Origin of the sequence: Shewanella sp. BJSY2023SW001, assembly GCF_047314685.1 — a bacterium.
Taxonomy (GTDB): Bacteria; Pseudomonadota; Gammaproteobacteria; order Enterobacterales; family Shewanellaceae; genus Shewanella; species Shewanella indica.
The window spans coordinates 34,918-54,728 of record NZ_JBKORF010000023.1 but is presented as its reverse complement, the minus strand read 5'-3'; the positions used below and the strand labels follow the sequence as shown (position 1 = coordinate 54,728).

The following is a 19,811-nucleotide window of genomic DNA, read 5'->3' as shown; positions in this document are numbered from 1 at the left end:
AGATGCAGATAAGCGATACAACAAGGGCGGCCGCTGGCCGCCTGCAGATAGCCGCCGCCATGCTGGAACACCCCGAGTGGTTGCCGGCCGATGCCGCCGCTAATCTGGGGATTTCAGAGCTTGAGGTGGTGCAGGCATTACCGGCCGAGCAGCAGCAATTCTTGCCGCTGGAGTGGCTGGAAGCCCTGCTGCAGGCACTGCCTGAGTGGGGTAAGTTGACCACCATAGTCACAGTTGCCGGGCAGATATTTGAATTCAAAGGCGACTTCCCCAAGGGAAAGACGGCTCATGGCTATTTTAACCTCTACAGCAAGGGAGATGGCCTGCATGGCCATCTGAAATTGGAGAATTTCAGTGCCATTGCCTTGATAAGTCGTCCATTTCGGGGCACTGAAAGTCATTCGATTAATTTCTTCGGCCCTGATGGCGCCATCGTTTTTAAGGTCTATTTGGGCCGGGATCAACAACGCAAGCTGCTGCCGCCACAGTTGGCACTGTTTGCCGACTGGCGTCACCGTGGTGAAGTGGCTGCCCAAAAGGGGGAAATATGACCAGTGAAAACCAACGCCTGCAGGAAAAACTGCTGCCGGAAATCGAAGAGTTCAAACAGGGGCGTACCACCTTGCAGTTGGCGACCCAGGATGCCAACGGGATCCCCAACGCCAGTTATGCGCCGTTCGCGCTGGCCGATGATGGTTTCTATATTCTGGTAAGCGATCTGGCGCGTCACGGTATCAACCTTAAACAGTCACCGCGGGTATCTGTGATGCTGGTGGAAGACGAAGCCGAGGCGCGCAGCGTGTTTGCCCGCCGCCGCCTGACCTTTGATGCCGCCGCCGAGCTGATAGCAAGAGACAGCCCGAGCTTTGCCAAAGGGGTACAGGTGTTGTCCGGGCGCTTCGGTGAGATGATAGATAACCTGGCGGCCTTGACCGATTTCAACTTGTTTAAGCTGGTGCCCGAGCGCGGTCTCTATGTCAAAGGCTTTGGCCAGGCGTTCAGTCTCAGCGGTGCCGAGTTGTTGGATGTCAACTGGATGCGTGATGGTCACCATGGAACGCCCAAGGCCGTACCTGCCTGAGCTGGACTCATCGGCGCTTTGGCGCCACAATCCTGATTAACAGTCATTGTCTGGATTTTCTCTTGTCTGCTCCTCAAACCTCTTCGGCTCGGATCCTGCCCTGGATCCTGAGCTTTCTTAAGCCTTATCGTTTGCGGGTTGCCCTGGCGCTGCTGTTTCTGCTGCTGGGGTCATTGGCCTGGCTGGCCCTGGGGCAAGGGGTTCGCTTGATAGTGGATGAGGGCTTTATGGCCGACAACTCGGGGCGCCTCAACGAAATTGTATTGCTTATTCTGGGGATCACCTTGGTCAGTGCTGTGGCCGTGTTCTGCCGCTTTTATCTGATGACCTGGCTCGGTGAGAAAGTCAGCAACGATATTCGCCGCTTGGTGTATCACAGGTTACTGGAACAAAGCCCGGTGTTTTTCGCCCGCTTGCGCACCGGGGAAATCATCTCCCGCTTTACCGCCGACAGTACTCTGTTGCAGACAGTTATCGGTTCTAGCCTGTCGATGGCGCTGCGATCTTCAGTGACCACTATGGGTGGCTTGGTGATGATGGCTTTTACCAGCATCAAGCTCACGGCCTTGGTGCTGCTGGCCGTGCCGCTGGTGTTGGTGCCTGTAGGTTTGCTCGGGCGGCGGGTACGCAAGCTTGCGCGCACCAGTCAGGACAGTGTCGCCGATCTCGGCGCCTATGTGGATGAAACCTTGCATGAGATCCACACGGTACAATCCTATGGTCACGAGGCTCGCGATCGCGATAATTTTGACGGCTACCTGGCGGCGGTGATGCGCGCAGCCAGTGGCCGCATCCGCTATCGCTCGGCACTGATCTCCTCTGTCATGTTGCTGACTATCGGTGCCATAGTGGCTGTGACCTGGGTGGGGGCCAGAGACGTAATGGCCGGTGTGGTCAGCGCCGGTGAGCTGTCGGCATTCATGTTTTACGCCATGATGGTGGCGGGCGCGGTGGCCACCATAAGCGAAGTGATAGGTGATATTCAGCGGGCCGCCGGTGCCAGCGAACGCTTGATGGAGCTGGCCGAGTCCAAGGCAACTATTGCCGAGCCGGCCAAGCCGCTGGCGCTGCCCAGTCCGCTCAAGGGGGAACTCAGAATAGAGCAGCTGAGTTTTGCCTATGATGAGGGCGCAACTGTGCTTGAGGATCTCAATATCCATATTCAGCCCGGTGAACGGGTGGCTTTGGTTGGGCCCAGCGGTGCCGGCAAGAGTACGTTGTTTCAGCTGCTGCAGCGTTTCTATCAGCCGAGTTGCGGCCGCATTCTGCTCGATGGTGTCGATATCGCTTCTGTATCATTGGCGAGCCTGAGGGCACAGTTTGCCCTGGTGCCCCAGGAGTCGGTGATCTTCGCCACCAGTGTGCTGGAAAATGTGCGTTATGGCCGCCCGGAGGCCAGCCTGGAAGAGGTGGTTGCCGCCTGCAAGGGCGCCAGAGCTCATGAATTTATCAGTGAGTTTGCCCAGGGGTATAACACCTATTTGGGTGAGCGTGGCGTGCGTCTTTCCGGTGGTCAAAAGCAGCGAATTGCCATTGCCCGCGCCATCTTGGCCCGCAGGCCTTTACTGCTGCTCGATGAAGCCACCAGTGCCCTGGATGCGGTCAGTGAAGTCAAGGTCAAACAGGCTTTGGATGAGTTGATGGCGGGACGAACCACACTCATCATAGCCCACAGATTGGCGACAGTGCTCAATGCCGACCGTATTCTGGTGCTGGAGCGGGGGCGATTATTGGCCAGTGGCAGCCACAGCGAGTTGATGCAAACCAGCCCGCTGTACCGTGAATTTGCCAGTCTGCAGTTGCTTGCGCCCGATGGCCTGGCCGGGAGCTCAAACGAGCCCGGGCAGGCATCATCGCTGGCTTGATCTCAGCGCTTCTGTTTTAAATAAATGATCAGGCCAGTCACGGCCAGCAACAATAAGGCGATCGCCGCCAGATCCATCAGATAACTGCCGGCAGCGCCGAAGATCCGGCCGCTGTGCAGATCCAGAAGAACCCTGTGCCAGGACAGGCGACTGGCGCGAATATCTCCGAGCAACTGCTGCGTTTGTATCTTTGCCCCTTCGAGTGGTTTTATCCAGGGGAGGGCAACCAGGCTGCTGGCCGCTTGCCAATCCAACAGTTCGCTGTCGCTGCGATATTGGCCCCGGGGTGTTTTCAGCCAGACACTGCCGGGCTCGACCGCCATGGCGTTTATCTGCGGCGGCAAACCTGTCAGCTCGGTTTGGGTTTCCAGCACAGCAAGATCCTGGCTCAAAATCGTCAAACTGTTTCGGGTCAGCAGCAGCCACTTGTCTTCAAAGGGGGCTATGGCCAGTATCTCATCGGTTTGCTCGGCTAGCGGCGTGCCGGCTATCCAGGCCTGCCCCTGACTGCTGCCCGCCAGCGGTTGGGCTTGCCAGACTTTGACATCTTCCGGGGCGCCAATGCCGTAATAGTCTTGCAGCCATTGCCAGTGCACGCCTTGGGATAGGTTCAGCTCACGGCCGTGATTCAAGGCCAGTCCGGTCAGAGTCAGCAGCAACACAAGCACACTGCTGATGATGCCAATACGTCTGTGCCAGGGGCGCAGGGTGCGCAGGAGACGGACTCGAAAGTCCGGATGTTTACGTGTCATCTGGGCTCGCTGTTTTGTTGCAGGCTGTGTTGTTGCAGATCGTGTTGCAGGCTGAGTTGCCGGTCAAGATAGAGGGCGATGCGGGCCAGTTTGGTCAGGGCCCTGACGGAAAGTGTCGCTCCGGTAATGCCATCTATATGTTTGTCCAGCTGTTTATCTTTTGTGAGTGTTGCCGATTTAAATTGGTTGGTAAAGAAGTCGTGCCTGACTTCATCGCCGCGGCTCTCGCGGTAGATAAGCACCTTGGTGCGATAAATCTGCCCATGGCGCACCTGAATACCCACAGTGATTGGCGCTTCTTTACCTATCTCCTCGAGGATCCAGACAGTGTCGTCTCCCTGCTGCCAATAGCGGGTACGCAGCGGCCGAAAATCGTGGGTCAGTATCTCTTCTATGACCTGGCGTTGCTCGGCGCTGAACCAAAAGACTTTGGCTTTCGCTTGACCTTTACCTTGGTTTCCCAAGGCCTGGGTGACAAAGTCTGCCGGGCTTTGGTAAACGCTTTGCGCCGCCTGGGTTTGAGTGAATGGCAGCAAAAACAGCGAGAGTAATGCAATAAGAGTCTTCATAAATGCCTCAATGAGGGCGCCCCAGAGGGCACCCAAAGATCATCAGAACTGATAACCTACACCCAGATTGAACCCATCTGAGTCTGACTTACCGCCACGTTTTTCGTAGTCGGCCTTGAACACCACATTCTCGTGCAACCAGTAGTTGATACCCACATTGGTTTGGGTTTCTTTGGTGTCTTGATTGTCACCGGCGTTGTTGTCCCATTCGTTGTAGCGGGCGAAAATACCGAACTGCTCGTTAAAGCGGTAGGACGGTTCTATGTACCAGCCATTTTGCTTGTCGCGGCCCAGGGCTTCGGCTTCAAATCCATCTATGTCCCACTCGGCATAGAGGGCTCTGATACTGAAGTTTTCTATGTGGTAGATAGCATGCGCCGACCACATCAGGGCCGAGGCGGTGTCTACACTGGCTTCGCCTTGAGTCAGATCCGATTGGTACTGCACCGTCGCGGCCAGCTCCAGACCGGGAACGGCTGTGTATTTCACCCGGCCGGTATAGGCCAGATCGTCAGCCTTGGCCTCGGAAACCTTTTGGCGACCGCTTCTTGGCTTATAGGCATTTTTACCTGTGGTAGGGACATTCAGGCCCGAGGTCACGGCCGCATCGAAGGCCAGTCCGGGAGCCGCCTGGATATTCATTGCCAGACCCGCTTCCCACCAGGTAGCCGGGAGTATGTCTTTCTCAACCGGGTTGCGCTCGACACCATAAAATGCCGGTGGCTCGTGGGTTTCATTGATGATGCCAACCGGCATCAGGAACAGACCCGCCTTGGCTGTCAGGGCTTGGTTGAAGTCGTGCTCTATGTAGGCCTGCTCCAGCTCGACTTCACCATTTTGACCATCACCTGAGATGGAGTGCTCCACTTCCAGCTCGGAGAAGAAACGGGTGTCTTCGGTAAACTCATGGCCGAAGAAGAGCACGAAACGGTGGAAGTCGAACTCTTTCTTATCCTCGCCCAGCTTGTTGTCTATGTTGTTGTAGTGCAGCTCACCATAACCGCCGATAGTGGTGGCGGTTTTTTGCGGCGTGGCATCTACCACCTCGGCGGTCTGTTCAACCCGCTCAGCGGTTTGCTCGACACGCTCGGCAGTTTGTTGCTGACGCTTTTCGGTTTCTGCCAGACGGCGCTCCAGATCCTTGAGGACCTTCTGCTGCTGTTCGATGATTTTGCGCAGCTCCTGAGTCTCGTCCGAGGCGAATGCCTGTGGGCCGCACAGGGCTGTCAGTAGCGCACTGGCAATGAGAGTTTTCTTGATCATCTTGGTTCCCGTTGTGATGTTACTGTTGTTGAAATCGAGCGAATTCTAGCAATTGATTTAATAAATGCAAACGATTTGCATTTATTATTGTGATCAAAATTAACAAATGTCAGCGTCTGTAAACCGAGTTGTTATTGTTGAGGTTTTGCCTGAAAAACTGGCTTTACAAAGTAAGCTTTTGATCTTTTGAGTAAAGTAGTAAGGCTGTATTTGAGTTATCCAGCAGAGCTTGGAACCATTTTCGGATAAAGTCGCTGAAGTGCGATTGCTTGATTTTTAAACATTTAACCTTGGCTGGAAGTCAAGGCCAACAGATCGGGTGAGTTATTTGTCAAAAGGCGGTTAAACTGATAAACCTTTTTATTCCGGTTAGCCTTGGCTTTGTGAGTGTTCGAACAAGATGTTTCTAGTTGATTATTTTAAAAGAGAAAATAACCAAATAACCATAGGCCGCAAGCAGGCCAGTGATTTTGCCAAGGGAGTAGCAGGGGATTTCAATCCTATCCATGATGAGGATGCCAAGCGTTTTTGCGTTCCAGGCGATCTTCTGTTTGCCCTGGTGTTGAACGATTATGGCCTTAGCCGCCGGATGCTGTTCAAGTTTGAAGGCATGGTCGGTGACGGCGTATGTCTGCATTTTCCTGGTGACCAGGGGGCTGAGCTGGCGATAGAAGATGAGCGCGGCAAACGCTACCTGAATGTCCATCGCGAAGGTGAAACGCGCCACTGCGAGCGGCAACTGGAGTCATTTGTCCGCAGTTATGTGGCTTTTTCCGGCCTCAACTTTACCCATGTTTTGGTGCCTTTGATGCGCGAGCATCAGGTCACCATTAATCCGGCGCGGCCCTTGGTTATCTATGAAAGCATGGGTTTTGAACTGGACACCCTGGAGTTTGAGCAGGTTAAACTGGAGCTGATTAACAGCAATCTCAAAGTCGATGGCAAACGCGGCGATGTGACGCTGGATTTCGCGCTTATCAGTGATGATAAACAGGTAGGAACCGGACGTAAGACCTTGGTACTCAGTGGCTTACGTCCTTTCGACGAGGCGGCAGTGGAGGCCATGGTCAGTGAGTATCAGGCGCGCCGCGATGGCAGCTGGAATGGCGGCGGCTCGCAGACAAACGCCTGAATTCAAACTGCGTTGGCTTCTGAGTCCTGTGCCAGCTCACTTTCGACTCGATTACGCCCAAGCTGCTTGGCTCGATAAAGAAGTTTATCCGCAGTATCAGTCAGTTGAATGAAGCTTTGGCAGCCGTCGGCGTCCAAAGCTACCCCCTGGCTAACGGTGAGTCTCAGTGGCTCGCCATTTTCCAGGGTGAATATGTGCTCGGCCACGCTTTGCCTAAGGGTTTCGGCAACAGACACAGCGTCATTCAAGCCGGTATTGGGCAGCAATAACATAAACTCTTCACCGCCAACCCGAGCCAGCAGATCATCCTTCCGCAGCAAGGCTTTCATCACCTTGGCCAGTTCGATCAGCACTCGGTCGCCGTTATTGTGGCCATGAGTGTCATTAACCTTTTTGAAACTATCTATGTCGAGCGTGATTAACGCCAGCGGGCCATGTCTGCGCTGGACTTTGGCCGGCAACAACAGTGATTTCAGTCGAAAAAGCAGTGTGCGCCACTTAGGTTGCGACTCCTGGCTTTGCTCCTCTGAAGCTTGATGGTACAGCAACCAACCTGCCAGATAACGGCGGTTATAGAGGCCGGTGAGGCTGTCAGTCTTGGCCAGCAGTCCCCACTTCAAGCGTGAGCGATTGAGCCAGAGAATGATGATAGTGGCCAGTAACAGCAGCAACAGGATGATGCTGCTGATGATATTGAGTTGATTCAGGGTCGTGCGGTTGGTTTCCAACTCCAGTTTTTGCAGTACGTTGTTCCAGTTGAGATCCTGGTTTTCAAATTCGAGACGTTCTAAGTTAAACAGTAACTGCTGGCGATCCAGATTACTGACCAACTCCTTGGAGCTGTATACGGCGAAGCGTTGCTGGTACTGATCCAATACCTCGTAAGCGCGCTTGAAATTACCCAATCCGGCAAAGCCTTCGGCGCTGACCTTTAACAGCTCTATCTGGGAGCGTAACAAGGCTTTTTCCTTGGCAAAGCTGATAAGCAGAGGGTCGACATAGACGGCCATTTCGGCGTACTTATGCTTGTTGAGTAACTCTTGGGCCTTGAGCAGTTGAAAGCGGCTGGTATAGAGGGTTGAAGTCTCGCGATATTGCAACTTGTCGGCCAGTTGCAGGTGCTTTGCCATGGAAGACTCATCCCCGGAATCCCGGTACTTCAGCGCCAGTTCTACATTGATGCGAAAGCGATACAGGCCGTATCCCAATACTCTGGCCAGTTCCAGCGCCGCTTGATATCTATCTATGGCTATTTCAACCTGTCCCTGCTGCTCGGCCAACTGAGCCAATTCCAATTGCACCAGCATCTGGTTGTAGGACATCCTTCTGTCCTTGAAGAATTTGAATGCTTTCTTAAGCAGTTTTTCCGAGCGCTCAAAGCCGTTAAGGCGCACCAGAAGGTGGCCCATGCCAAAGGAGATCCGCTCCAGCAACTCCTTGTTCTGGCTCTGTTCGGCGGCGTCCAATGACAGCATCAGGCTGGCATAGGATGCATCCAGCTTGCCTTGCTGTTCAAGCGCCTTACTTTTTAGTAGCAGGGCTTCAGCCTGAACCACTTTATCGGCCGAATTTTGCTGACTATCTATTATTTTTTGCAGTTCGCTGATGGCCTGTGTGACCTTGCCGGATTGCAACATCACCTGTACCAGTCTCAGTTCCAGCAGGGTATGTTCGCTGGTTCCCGGAACCGCCAGTTTCAGGCCCTCTTTGGCGGCTTGTTCGGCGGCGGGGATCTCATGCAGCAGCAGAGATACTGTCGCCTTGGTCAGATAAAAACGGGTCAGCAGGGGCTTGGGCAGGTCTTTGAGTTGCCCGCTTTCCATCTCGTACAGTTGAGCCTGCGACCGTTGCGGCAGTGAATAGAGCTGGCTTTCGGCCCCTTTAAGCAAGCGGGAGAATTGCTCTGCGTTGGTCGCCGACAGAGCAGGGCTGGCCAGTATCATTATTATTGCTATCCATGGCAGGCAGAAGCGTTTCTTCATACTTTTAGTGCTCTTTGAACCGAAAATGTCTGATAAAAGTGATATTGGGGAGGGATTATCGCGTTGGCGGCTTGGGTTTGTCTAATTATTCGCGGGTGACTACTTAAGTTTGGGAATTGTCCGATGGAGCCGGAGTGCCCGAAGGAGCTAGGTGATCAACAAATGGCGGAAAGGCGGGTTGTCGTAAAAACAGCGCCGATAACCGCAAATTTTGTTTGGCTATCGGCGCTTGTGGATCAGTTTTCTACTAGCGTTTGATAGGGGCCGTCGTTGGCAGGGCTGTTTTCAGTTTGCTGATCCAGACGGCTTATTTTGACTTCGGCTATCTGGTGCTGATTCATCTCAGTGACTTCAAAGCGCCAGGGCTCTATAGTCAGCACACTGCCTGCTTCCGGGATCCGGCCAAAGCGTGCCAGTAACATGCCCGCGAGGGTCACATACTCGTGATTATGGCTTTCGAGTTCATCGTAGCCCAGGAGCTTCCCTAACTGATGCAGGTTAATGCTGCCGCGAGCGCGCCAACCATCGCCATCGATGCGGATCTCTTCGGCCTCATCTTCCTGGGGCAGTTCGCCGACTATGGCTTCGAGAATGTCGTGGCCGGTGACCAGTCCCAATAGGGCACCGAATTCGTCTGTGACCAACGCCATGTCGGCCTTGGCGCGCTTTAGCTCTTCCAACAAACGGAACACGCTGATGCTTTTCGGCACTATCACCGGCTTGTGGCCGGGGCGCAGACTCTGCAGTGGCCGTTGTTGCTCTATGGCGGCCAGCAACTCCTTGGCACTCACCAGTGCCACGACCTTGTCTATATCGCCGTCACACAGGGGATACTGGCTGAATCTGTCGCCATGCAGTTGTTGTTTTATCTGCTCGGGGCTGTGGCTGAGGTTAACCCAGCTTATTTCGGCTCGCGGCGTCATAATGCTCTTGATGCGGCGCTCCGCCAGAGTCAGCACCTCGCCGACCATGTTGCGCTCGTCTTCAGCAAAGCACTTGCTCAGGGCACGCTCGTCGTTTGGCTGTTCTTCATCTTCGTCAATTTCTTCAAACTGTTTCTTGCCGCCCATCAGCTTGAAAATAGCGTTGGCTGTCCTGTCCCTCAAGGGTTTACGGGCTTCACGTTGTTCGAACCTGCGTTGCCCCAACTGGTTGAAGAACTCGATCATGATGGAGAAACCTATGGCGGCATACAGATAGCCTTTTGGAATATGGAAACCAAAGCCTTCGGCTACCAGGCTGAAACCTATCATCAACAGGAAACTGAGACAGAGCACCACCACGGTTGGGTGGGCATTGACAAAGCGAGTCAGCGGTTTGGAAGCCAGCAACATCACAGTCATGGCTACCACTACGGCTGTCATCATCACCCAGAGTTCATCCACCATGCCGACCGCGGTGATGATGGAGTCGATGGAGAATACCGCATCCAGCACCAGTATCTGGGTCACAACTATGCCAAAGCTGGCATAGGCGACTTTCTGGCCTATTTCCGGCTCTTTGGACTCCAGCCGTTCATGCAGTTCACTGGTGGCCTTGAACAGCAGGAATAGACCACCGGATATCAGGATCAGATCCCGTCCGGAAAAACTGAAATTGGCAAGGCTGAACAAAGGTTGGTTGAGGGTGACCAGCCAGGACACCACGGCCAATAGGCCAAGGCGCATCAATAAGGCCAGCGACAGGCCTATGACCCGGGCTTTGTCTCTTTGATGTTGAGGGAGTTTTTTAACCAGAATGGCAATAAATACCAGGTTGTCTATGCCGAGAACTATCTCGAGGATGATAAGGGTAAAGAGTCCGATCCATATGTGTGGGTCGAGCAAAAGTTCCATAGTGGTGAACCAAGGGCCTCAAAATGGGTTTAACTTGGGCCTATTGCAGCACAACTTGGGCGAAATGCTGAATTAATTTTGGTTAATCCTTTGCCGGTGCTGCAGCGCTTGAATGAGTGTCAAAAAACTGCCTTTGAGTCATAAAATTTACGCATTGATAGTTGCTTAAAAAGTTGATTATAAAGGTTTTATCTTTCCATGGCAGACTTTAGAATTAACCCGGAATAACAAATGGGAAACATCTGTGATGGCAAGAAAAAAACCTCTGTTGCTGCACTCGATATTACTGGGTAGTTTACTGCTTGGCGCTTGCGGCGGTGGTGATGATGAAAGTGGCGCCGGGTCAAGCGGTGATAATCTGCAGCCGCCTGCTGGCGTTAATCAAGCGCCTAAGGGTGACGATATTCAGCTGGCTTATGACAGCTTGCTGCAGAGCATTACGGTCAACTGGCAAGGTTATGTGTCAGATCCCGATGGCGATCCCTTGCAGGCCAGCATTGCCGAGCAGGGCAAGCTGGGGCAGTTCAGTCTCGATGGCGATATGCTGAGCTACAAAGCAGATAAAGATGCCAAGGGCAGCGATCAAGGGCTATTGCAGGTCAGTGATGGCCGTGGTGGCAGCGTCAGCCTCAAGTTGGCAGTTTTTGGCGTGGACGGTCAAAGCCCTCTGGAGCGGGCGCTGGCAAGCGGTGATGCAAGCGGGCTGAACCCGGATACTCTGCTTGAGGCGATTGCCGCGCAGATAACGCAGCTGCGCTCGAATGAGCAAGCCCTGCGGCAAAGGGTATTTGCCGATACGGCGCTGGCCTATGCTCCAGGCAACTGAACTCAATTGTTCAATATCATCGAGCCGGAAATCGCCACACCTCTGCTACGTGCCAACACGGGGCAGGTATTGGCCGTCGCCGGCGAGCAGCATACCGGGCGCTTTGCGGCCTTTGGTACCCATCTGTTTGCCCGTTTCCATGCCGGTGAACTCACCGCCATGGAGCCAGCCAATGATAATCTGCTGGCTTGGTTGCTGAACAGAGCACAAGTGGCAGAATTGCAGCAACCATTGACCGTGGCCTTGAGCTTTCTTGGTGGTCAGGAGAGTGCCAGTCGCAGTTGGCTGCAAGGGCGGTTTCCCAATTGGACCATCAAGAGTTGTAATCAGGTCGCCACTTTGGAAGCCTGTATCGCCGATGCCCAGTTGTTAATCAGTGGCTGGCGCGCGGCCGATACCGATGCCGGGCAGGTAGCCGGCGTCTATTCCCGGGCGCTGGCATCGGGCAAGGCACTCTATTATCAGCACAACTGGTATGAAGCGACCAATGCGGTGGCCGACGCCATTGCCGGAACCATGGGAGTCAGTTTGCCCTATGGCGGTAACTTCTGGGCCAGCGCCGCTGCCGATTGGTCTTCGGCCACGGCCATGGCGGCCGCTTTCCCGCTGCTTGGCAGTGAGCAGCGCCTGACACAACACTTTATTGATGATGACTTCAACTTTGACTGGTCCGGCTGTGAAACCTATGTGGGTAAAGTGAGCTGTGACAAGGTCAACGGCTTTGAGTCTGAGTTTCTTGCAGGTGCCAGAGCGCTTAAAAATTCACTTAATCAACTGGATAGCCGTGGTCAGATGTTGTTCGGCAACGAGGGGCGCAGGCTGCTGAAACTCTTTGTGTTGCTTGGCGATCTTTACCGTGCCGACATAGCTTATCCCATGGATAAGGACACCACGCCGCAAGGGCGTTTTCTGGCGGCCTATCTGGCCGACCACTTGGCGCTGTATTTGAGGGGGAATAATCCAGCGCAGCCGGATTTGGGCAATTTCAGCGATCCTTTGCCGCAAACGCTGACGCTTGAGAACGTCAGCCTGGAAATGGCACTGGGCAAAGAGAGTGGTTATCGCGGCAGCGGTTTTTACTTGTTGCCCGGCCAGAGTGTGCGTCTCGAGCGCAAAGACACACTGCCGCTGACGGTCAAGGCCTTTATCAATACCCAGAGAACCGGCTCAACCCGGGAATTCAATAACCAGGGATACCAGCGCCCCAAATTTTTGCGCTCGGTCGAGCTGACCTTGAAACCCGGGCAACCTCTGACCCTGAGTAGCCCTTATGGCGGGACTTTGATGCTGCAACTGCCGGCCGGTGAGGGCGTGGTGAGTGTTGAAGCGCAAAATGTACTGGCCTATCCCTACCTCAAGGATTTCAACCAAGCGAGTGGTTATTTGACGGCGCTTGAAACCAGCCCGCTGAGCTGGGCCGGGCTGCGCACCGACTTTGTCGAAGTTAACTCCCGCAAACATATGATGAAACAGTTCATCTATGCCGAGCCGTACCGCGGCGATGTGGAGCAGGCCCTGAATGATGTTTGGCGCTATATGATCAAGGGGACCTACGATCTGGCCGGCTTCAGTGGTGAAGGACTGGCGCTGGCACCCAGCGTGGCCGCCCGCTGCGCCCTGCTGGGTTGGGATTGCCAAAATGAACAGATCCATGCCAAACCCAAGGTGCAGCACATCAATGTCGATGAGGCGGCACACTGTGGTGGCGGCTGCTCGGGTAACCCCTATGATCAAGCCTGGGTATTGAGTCCCTTCGGCTGGGGCGAGAGTCACGAGATAGGCCACAATCTGCAGCGGAACCGGCTGAAAATCTATGGTGGCCGCTCCGGTGAAGTCTCCAATAATATTTTCCCGCTGTACAAGGGTTGGCAACGCTTTAAAGATAGTGGTGAGCGGATCGCCAGCTGCGATCGCCAGTCGCCTCAAACCACGTTCGAGTGGCTGAAACAGGCGCAAAACAGCAGCGATCCTGTGACCTCTGTCTACGAAAAGCTCTGGAGTCAGACCGGCACCTATGACAACGCCGGGCCCAGGCTGGATTTCTATCTGCAGCTGGCGGCATTGGCCGAAGAACATGCCGGTTTGGATAACGGCTGGCAGATTTTCACCTTGCTCTATCTGCATGAGCGTCTGTTCAGCCATGCGATTGCCGACGTCGCTCGCTGGGGCGAGATGAGGGATGCACTGGGCATGAGCAGTTATATCTATGCCCCGAACCTGGATGGCAACGACTTTATGCTGCTCAGCCTGTCGAAGTTGCTGCAACTGGATATGCGTCCCTGGTTCGATCTCTGGGGTGTGCGCTATCAGGCCCAGGCCGCCAACCAGGTAGCTGCCTATGGTTACCCGGCCGCCGAAGCCGTGTTTTATCGCCTTTCGAGCCAATGTGCTGAGCTGGCGGTGCCCAAGCTCACTCTGGATGCCAATTGGTAACAGAGAGGAAAGGGCGCTTTAGCGCTCTTTCCCTCTTTTCGGAGGCGTTGCGGTTGGGGCGTGATTCAGCCGCGGCTTTTTCCCCCAAGCACTTTGAAGCATATTAAAAATCAGGCATAGTGCACTTTGGTCATTTGCGCGAGACTCAAGGATGACTGTGAGAACTTTTCTTTCTCGATTAGGATGTTGTAGCCAATGAGTTTGTCTGTTTATCAGTTGAAATCCCGCTTTCAGGGCCTACTGAGGCCACTGGTTACCCGTCTGTATCGGCGCGGCGTCAGCGCCAATCAAGTCACAGTGTTGGCGGCGCTGGGTTCTATATTGCTGGGAACCCTGTTGCTTATCTGGCCTCATCCTTGGCTCTTTGCTCTCATCCCTATTTGGATGCTGAAAAGAATGGCGCTCAATGCCATAGATGGCATGTTGGCCCGTGAGTTTGGGCAGCAATCCCGTCTCGGCGCCTATCTCAATGAGCTCGCCGATATCGTTTCGGATGCGATACTCTATCTGCCTTTCGCCTTGCTCGGTGGTGTGGAACCTGCGCTGGTGATCGCCCTGACCTTACTGGCCGTTGCCAGTGAATACGCCGGGGTGCTCGGCCTGATGGTGGGGGCAGAGCGCCGCTATGATGGCCCCATGGGCAAGAGCGATCGCGCGTTTGTCTTCGGTATTCTGGGGCTGGCTGTCGCCTTGGGTTGGTTGACGCCATTCTGGCTCAATTTGATCCTGTCATTGGTGCTCCTGTTACTCTGTCTGACCATATTCAACCGGGTAAAATCCGGTTTGAAGCAGGCCGAGAGCGCAAGTTAAGTTGGTTATCAAAGGAATGAATTATATGGATAATGCCGCAAGGGTACCCGAGGAACACTTTTTTACTACCCATGATGGATTCCAGCTGTTTTATCGTTTCTGGCCGGCGCTGGAAACCAATGAACAAGAGGAATCCGGGGCCGTGTTGCTGTTCCACCGTGGCCATGAACACGGTGGCAGAATGGCGCACCTGGTGGATGAATTGGCGCTGCCTGAGCAGGCTTTTTTCGCCTGGGATGCCCGTGGTCATGGGCAATCACCGGGCGCCAGAGGCGACAGCCCCTCCTTTGGTACCAGTGTTCGCGACATTCAGACCTTTGTGGAACACATAGAGCGCAAACATGGTTTCAGCCAAGAGCAGCTGTGTGTGGTGGCCCAAAGTGTCGGCGCCGTGCTGGCCAGCACCTGGGTGCATGACTATGCGCCTGCTATTCGCGCGCTGGTGCTGGCGTCGCCGGCCTTCAGCGTCAAGCTCTATGTGCCTTTTGCTATCCCTGGGCTCAAGCTGCTGAGGAGCCTCAAGGGCAACTTTTTCGTCAACAGCTATGTTAAGGCCAAGCTGTTGACCCATGACCCCGCCAGACAATACAGCTTTGAGACAGACCCACTGATCGCCAGACCGATCTCGGTCAATGTGTTGTTGGGACTCTATGATGCCGCCGAAAGGGTGGTGGCCAATGCCCAGGCGATTACTGTACCGACTCAGGTACTGATCTCGGGCGCCGACTATGTGGTTCGGCGCAAGCCGCAGCAGCAGTTTTTTGAGCGTTTGGGTTCCCAGCGTAAAGAATTGCACCTGCTGCCCGGGTTTTATCATGACACCCTGGGAGAGCTGGACCGGGCCGACCCGATAGCCAGGATTAGACGCTTCCTGCGGGCCAATATCGCCTCGCCGCAGGCGGCAGTGAATTTGTTGCAGCAAGATAAATTCGGCCCGAGCTGCGCCGAGAGTGAATCGCTCGCCGCCCCTTTGCCCGAGGCTTCCTGGCAGGCCAAATACTGGCAAGCCACCCGCGCGGTGATGAAGCTGGGGGAGAAATACTCAGAGGGCATCGCTCTGGGTTTCGAGCGCGGCTTCGACTCGGGCAGTACCCTGGACTATGTCTATCGCAACACCCCCTCCGGCAAGGGGGAGTTTGGCCGTTTTGTCGACAAACAATATCTCAATGCCATTGGCTGGCGCGGCATACGCCAGCGTAAACGCCATATCGAAGAGCTGCTGGCGCAGGCGCTGTCGACGCTGAGAAAGGAAGAAAAGCCGCTGCATTTGATGGATGTGGCCGCCGGACATGGCCGCTATCTGCTGGAGAGCCTGGCGAACAGCGATATTAAGCCTGATTCTGTGCTGCTGCGTGATTACAGTGATATCAATATCCGCGACGGCCGCGCCCTCATCGATGAGCTTGGCCTCAGTGACATAGTGCGCTTTGAAAAGGGCGATGCCTTCGACTTTGATTCGCTGGCGGCGGTCGAGCCCAAGCCAACCCTGGCGGTAGTCTCCGGCCTTTACGAGCTGTTTGGTGACAATGAGATGGTGTCTCGCTCCCTGGCGGGTATTGCCGCGGCGCTGGCGCCAGGAGGTCTGCTTATCTACACGGGCCAGCCTTGGCATCCGCAGCTGGAATTCATCGGCCGGGCCCTGACCAGCCACAGAGACGGTCAGCCTTGGGTGATGCGTCGCCGCAGTCAGCAGGAGATGGATCAACTGACCAAAGCCAACGGTTTTCACAAGTTGACTCAAAGAGTGGATGAGTGGGGCATATTTACCGTGTCTATGGCGCGTAAGGCCGACTGATGCCTGAGCTGCCCGCCCGTCGACGCGAGGTCGGCACCATTCGCCGGGGCCTGCTTTGGCTGGCCTTGTTGGCGCCGTTTTTCTTTGCCAGCTATGGTTTTGCCAATTGGTATGCCTCGCAGCAAAGTGAGGTTCCCAGTCTGGTGTTTTCCTGGGAACATGCCATTCCGCTCTGGCCCTGGACCATAGTGCCTTACTGGTCGATAGATCTTCTCTACGGCCTGGCGTTTCTGCTCCCCTTCAGCCGTAAGGGGATAGACAGACTGGGGCTCAGGCTGCTGAGCGTACAGCTTCTGTGCATCGGCTGTTTTCTCATCTGGCCCCTTAAATTCAGTTTTGAGCGCCCGCCGCTCGACGGCGTTTTTGGTGGTTTGTTCGATCTCCTGATGGGGTTTGATAAGCCTTTCAATCAGGCGCCCTCTTTGCACATCGCGCTCTTGGTGGTGCTCTGGAGTGAATACAGTCAGCGGGCCAGTGGCCCCTGGCGTTATCTGCTCCACGGCTGGTTTGCCTTGATTGGCCTGTCTGTGCTGACGACTTGGCAACATCATTTTATCGACCTGCCCACAGGGCTGGCGGCCGGTCTGTTCTGCCTCTGGCTGTGGCCACGAAATTCGTTCAGCCGCTTGAGTTTGGCGAGGGAACCTTGCAGGCTCAAGCTGGCAGCGGCTTATGGCGTGGGCGTCGTCTTGCTGCTGCTCGCGGCCTTGCTCTGGCCCATGAGTCTCTTTGGCATGCTGCTGTTTTGGCTGGCCTTGGCGCTGGCCATGGTGGCGCTCAATTATCTCCTGTTTGCCGCCGCGGGTTTTCAAAAGAGTGAGTTGGGCCATCCCAGCTTCGCCAGTCGCTGGCTGTTATTACCTTACCGGTTGTTTGCCTGGCTCAATATCCGTTTCTGGACCGCTGGCAAGGTAGCGGCGCAAGAGGTGCTGCCCGGGGTTTGGCTTGGGCGCATGCCCACCATGAGTGAAGCGCAGCAATATGATGCCATATTGGATCTCTGCGCCGAGTTGCCTTTCCCCTATTCGGGTAAGGCTTTGCTTACACCCGCCCGGGGGATGACCGAAGGCAGGCTCAAATGGTATCAGCCCATGCCCATGCTGGATTTATGCTTGCCGGATGAACAGGACTGCCTGGAAGCGGTCAGGCGGCTCGAGTGTTTGCGCACCTCAGGTACTCTACTTGTATGTTGCGCCTTGGGTTATGGCCGTAGCGCCCTGGTATTGGCGGCCTGGTTGCTGCTGAGCGGTCGGGCCGGCAGTGCCCTGGATGCCGCAAAGATGATTGCCGCCGTTAGGCCCAAGGTGGTTTTCAAGCCAGAGACTCTGGCTTATCTGGAGCGGCTCAAGTCCGGTTTTTGCCCGCCAGAGGTGCAACATGCCTGAGTCGCAGCAGCGGGATCTGGCTAAATTGGTGGCCACTTTATTGGGCAATGCCGCGCCGCTGCGCTGGTTCAGTGCGGTTTTGATGTTGGCACCTTTGCTGCTTCTCTGGGGCGGCAAGCTTCAGGGATGGCCGGAACTGCTCAGCGCCCTGTTGATGGTGCTTTTCGGGCTGGGCGGACAGTATTTCGGCCTCAGAGTGGCGCTGGATGCCAAGCTGTTTGCCGCCCTGGCAAGGGAGCATACCTGCGAACGTCTGGATCACAGCATGCAGCAGCTCGGATGGCTTAAAGAAGAGCAGGCCGGTCGCAGTATGCTGCAGCGCGCCCAAGGGGCGCAGGCGCTGCTAAAGCGTCTGTTCCTCTGCTTTGCCGGGCAGGCCGCCGCATTGGTGTTGTTACTCGTCTGGCGCTTTTTCCTGTAAGAGGAGTTTACCCTTATCTATGGATACCCTAATCGGCTGGCTCGCGGGATTGACTGCCTTTGGGATCACCTCGGCGGCCAGGTTGGTCACCGGTGCCCGCGCCCTGTGGCTTGGCTGCCGCGCCAATCACAATCAGCGGCTCTACTTTGCCAATCACAGCAGTCACGGTGACTTTGTGTTGCTGTGGGCATCACTGCCTGCCTTGCTGAGACGCAAGACACGTCCGGTTGCCGGCGCCGAGTATTGGCAAAAGACGGCGCTGAGGCGCTTTATTATTCAGCGGGTATTCAATGCCGTGCTTATTCCAAGAGAGAGCCATGGTGAGGGCAATCCCTTGGCGCCGGTGGAAAAGGCGCTGGCAGAGGGTGACTCGCTGATCTTCTTCCCGGAAGGTACCCGTAATCTGAGCGAGGCGCCATTGTTGCCGTTCAAGAGTGGAATCTATCATCTGGCGCACTCGCGCCCGGATCTGGAACTGATCCCCGTGTGGATTGCCAACCTCAATCGCGCCATGCCCAAGGGGCGTTATCTGCCGTTGCCGCTGCTCTGCACTTTGAGTTTCGGCACGCCTATCAAGCTGCAGCCGCAGGAAACCAAGGTGGCCTTTCTCGAGCGTTTGCGTTTGGCACTATTGGCGATGTCACGGGAGGAAGTATGAACCAGACACTGTGGTTGTTTGCCGGTATAGGCCTGTTGCTGGTGGTAGCGACCCTGATAGGTCGTTTGCTGGCCTGGCGTAAGGGCAACAACGCCGTTATTGCCAATCTCAATGCCAGAATCGATGCCTGGTGGATGATGGTGCTGGCCATAGGTATCGCTTTCCTGTTCGGGCTCTATGGGGTGATATTGCTGTTTGCCCTGGTATCTTTCTATGCGCTCAGGGAGTTTTTAACCCTGACACCGACCCGGGCCAGCGATTATCCTGCCCTGGTCGCCGCCTTCTATTTTGCCTTGCCGGTGCAGTATCTGCTTATTGCCATCCATTGGTACGGCATGTTCAGTATCTTTATTCCCGTGTATCTGTTCCTGCTGATGCCGATTCTGGCAGCACTTGGCGGCGATACTACACGTTACCTTGAGCGTACCGCCAAAGTGCAGTGGGGGCTGATGATAGCCGTCTATTGTGTCTCGTCAGTGCCGGCGCTGATGACCTTGAAGATAGAGGGCTATGAAGGGCGTAACTTGCTGCTGATCGCCTGGCTTATTTTGGTGGTGCAACTCTCCGATGTGCTGCAGTATTGCTGTGGCAAGCTGTTTGGCAAACGCAAGGTGGCACCCAAGCTGTCGCCCTCCAAGACCCTCGAAGGCTTGGTCGGTGGGGTGTTGCTGGCGACGCTGGTGGGTACTTCGCTGTTTTGGATCACCCCATTCACCCCCTGGCAGGCGGCAATCATAGCTTTACTGGTGAACCTGCTCGGCTTTGCAGGGGGACTGGTGATGTCGGCCATCAAGCGTGACCGCGGCGTCAAGGATTGGGGCCATATGATAGAGGGCCACGGCGGCATGCTGGATCGCATGGATTCTGTCTGTTTTGCCGCGCCGGTTTTCTTCCATGTGGTGCGCTATTGGTGGGTGTGACCTTTCTATAAAGTCGAAGACTCATAGCGGATAAATGCGCTTTTTGTTGTTATTTGTCGGCAGTAAGCTGGGGTTATTCCAAAG

Annotated in this window: 17 protein-coding genes; 12 read left to right on the top strand and 5 right to left on the bottom strand. The window is 55.1% G+C overall.

Translation table 11 applies throughout. From position 1 onward, the window contains the following. Positions 1 to 2: 2 nt before the first annotated feature. From hutX to ACMHXH_RS05940, 3 genes are read left to right on the top strand one after another with little or no spacing between them, the layout of a single operon-like run. Entirely contained in the window at positions 3 to 551 is a 549-nt protein-coding gene (gene hutX / locus ACMHXH_RS05950) for a heme utilization cystosolic carrier protein HutX (RefSeq protein WP_405130414.1), read from the top strand. Continuing rightward, complete coding sequence (gene hutZ / locus ACMHXH_RS05945) at positions 548 to 1,081, top strand: heme utilization protein HutZ (RefSeq protein WP_039034142.1); 534 nt, start codon at positions 548 to 550, stop codon at positions 1,079 to 1,081. The genes hutX and hutZ overlap by 4 nt, the downstream gene beginning before the upstream one ends. 32 nt (positions 1,082 to 1,113) lie before the next feature. Next, positions 1,114 to 2,946, top strand: coding sequence for an ABC transporter transmembrane domain-containing protein (locus ACMHXH_RS05940; protein ID WP_412503746.1), 1,833 nt, complete (start codon positions 1,114 to 1,116; stop codon positions 2,944 to 2,946). Between the two features lie 2 nt (positions 2,947 to 2,948). Here the strand turns inward: ACMHXH_RS05940 and ACMHXH_RS05935 are convergent, their stop codons facing one another. From ACMHXH_RS05935 to ACMHXH_RS05925, 3 genes are read right to left on the bottom strand one after another with little or no spacing between them, the layout of a single operon-like run. After that, on the bottom strand, positions 2,949 to 3,698 hold the full coding sequence (locus ACMHXH_RS05935; RefSeq protein WP_071476645.1) for a PepSY-associated TM helix domain-containing protein: 750 nt from the start codon (positions 3,696 to 3,698) through the stop codon (positions 2,949 to 2,951). Then, positions 3,695 to 4,267, bottom strand: a complete 573-nt coding sequence (locus tag ACMHXH_RS05930; RefSeq protein ID WP_335912401.1) for an FMN-binding protein — start codon at positions 4,265 to 4,267, stop codon at positions 3,695 to 3,697. Before ACMHXH_RS05930 ends, ACMHXH_RS05935 begins: the two co-directional genes overlap by 4 nt. A gap of 42 nt (positions 4,268 to 4,309) precedes the next feature. After that, complete coding sequence (locus ACMHXH_RS05925) at positions 4,310 to 5,530, bottom strand: porin (protein ID WP_335912400.1); 1,221 nt, start codon at positions 5,528 to 5,530, stop codon at positions 4,310 to 4,312. 400 nt (positions 5,531 to 5,930) lie between these two features. Here ACMHXH_RS05925 and ACMHXH_RS05920 point away from each other — a divergent pair, with 400 nt between their 5' ends. Continuing rightward, entirely contained in the window at positions 5,931 to 6,662 is a 732-nt protein-coding gene (locus ACMHXH_RS05920) for a DUF3581 domain-containing protein (RefSeq protein ID WP_100144868.1), read from the top strand. A gap of 2 nt (positions 6,663 to 6,664) precedes the next feature. Here ACMHXH_RS05920 and ACMHXH_RS05915 read toward each other — a convergent pair whose 3' ends face one another. Then, entirely contained in the window at positions 6,665 to 8,605 is a 1,941-nt protein-coding gene (locus ACMHXH_RS05915) for a diguanylate cyclase (protein ID WP_413737796.1), read from the bottom strand. Positions 8,606 to 8,880: 275 nt separating this feature from the next. Continuing rightward, a complete protein-coding gene (locus tag ACMHXH_RS05910; protein ID WP_052248071.1) occupies positions 8,881 to 10,479 on the bottom strand; it encodes a TerC family protein in 1,599 nt (532 codons plus the stop codon). A gap of 247 nt (positions 10,480 to 10,726) precedes the next feature. Between ACMHXH_RS05910 and ACMHXH_RS05905 the strand changes: the two genes are divergently transcribed. From ACMHXH_RS05905 to ACMHXH_RS05870, 8 genes are all read left to right on the top strand, one after another. Beyond that, positions 10,727 to 11,305, top strand: coding sequence for an Ig-like domain-containing protein (locus tag ACMHXH_RS05905; protein ID WP_335912398.1), 579 nt, complete (start codon positions 10,727 to 10,729; stop codon positions 11,303 to 11,305). Positions 11,306 to 11,311: 6 nt separating this feature from the next. Beyond that, positions 11,312 to 13,738, top strand: coding sequence for an ImpA family metalloprotease (locus ACMHXH_RS05900; protein ID WP_335912397.1), 2,427 nt, complete (start codon positions 11,312 to 11,314; stop codon positions 13,736 to 13,738). Between the two features lie 195 nt (positions 13,739 to 13,933). Next, positions 13,934 to 14,548: a CDP-alcohol phosphatidyltransferase family protein gene (locus ACMHXH_RS05895; protein WP_144360930.1), complete on the top strand. Its 615-nt coding sequence runs from the start codon at positions 13,934 to 13,936 to the stop codon at positions 14,546 to 14,548. Positions 14,549 to 14,573: 25 nt separating this feature from the next. Further along, positions 14,574 to 16,343: a bifunctional alpha/beta hydrolase/class I SAM-dependent methyltransferase gene (locus ACMHXH_RS05890; protein ID WP_144360931.1), complete on the top strand. Its 1,770-nt coding sequence runs from the start codon at positions 14,574 to 14,576 to the stop codon at positions 16,341 to 16,343. After that, the gene (locus ACMHXH_RS05885) at positions 16,343 to 17,728 is read left to right on the top strand and encodes a phosphatase PAP2/dual specificity phosphatase family protein (protein ID WP_319619241.1); all 1,386 of its coding nucleotides are present in this window, start codon (positions 16,343 to 16,345) and stop codon (positions 17,726 to 17,728) included. Before ACMHXH_RS05890 ends, ACMHXH_RS05885 begins: the two co-directional genes overlap by 1 nt. Beyond that, entirely contained in the window at positions 17,721 to 18,149 is a 429-nt protein-coding gene (locus tag ACMHXH_RS05880) for a hypothetical protein (protein WP_071238432.1), read from the top strand. Before ACMHXH_RS05885 ends, ACMHXH_RS05880 begins: the two co-directional genes overlap by 8 nt. 19 nt (positions 18,150 to 18,168) lie before the next feature. After that, positions 18,169 to 18,807 carry a lysophospholipid acyltransferase family protein gene (locus ACMHXH_RS05875; RefSeq protein WP_025889733.1) on the top strand — a complete coding sequence of 213 codons (639 nt, stop codon included), beginning with the start codon at positions 18,169 to 18,171 and terminating at the stop codon, positions 18,805 to 18,807. Beyond that, complete coding sequence (locus ACMHXH_RS05870; protein WP_025008904.1) at positions 18,804 to 19,727, top strand: phosphatidate cytidylyltransferase; 924 nt, start codon at positions 18,804 to 18,806, stop codon at positions 19,725 to 19,727. Before ACMHXH_RS05875 ends, ACMHXH_RS05870 begins: the two co-directional genes overlap by 4 nt. The last annotated feature ends 84 nt before the right edge of the window (positions 19,728 to 19,811 follow it).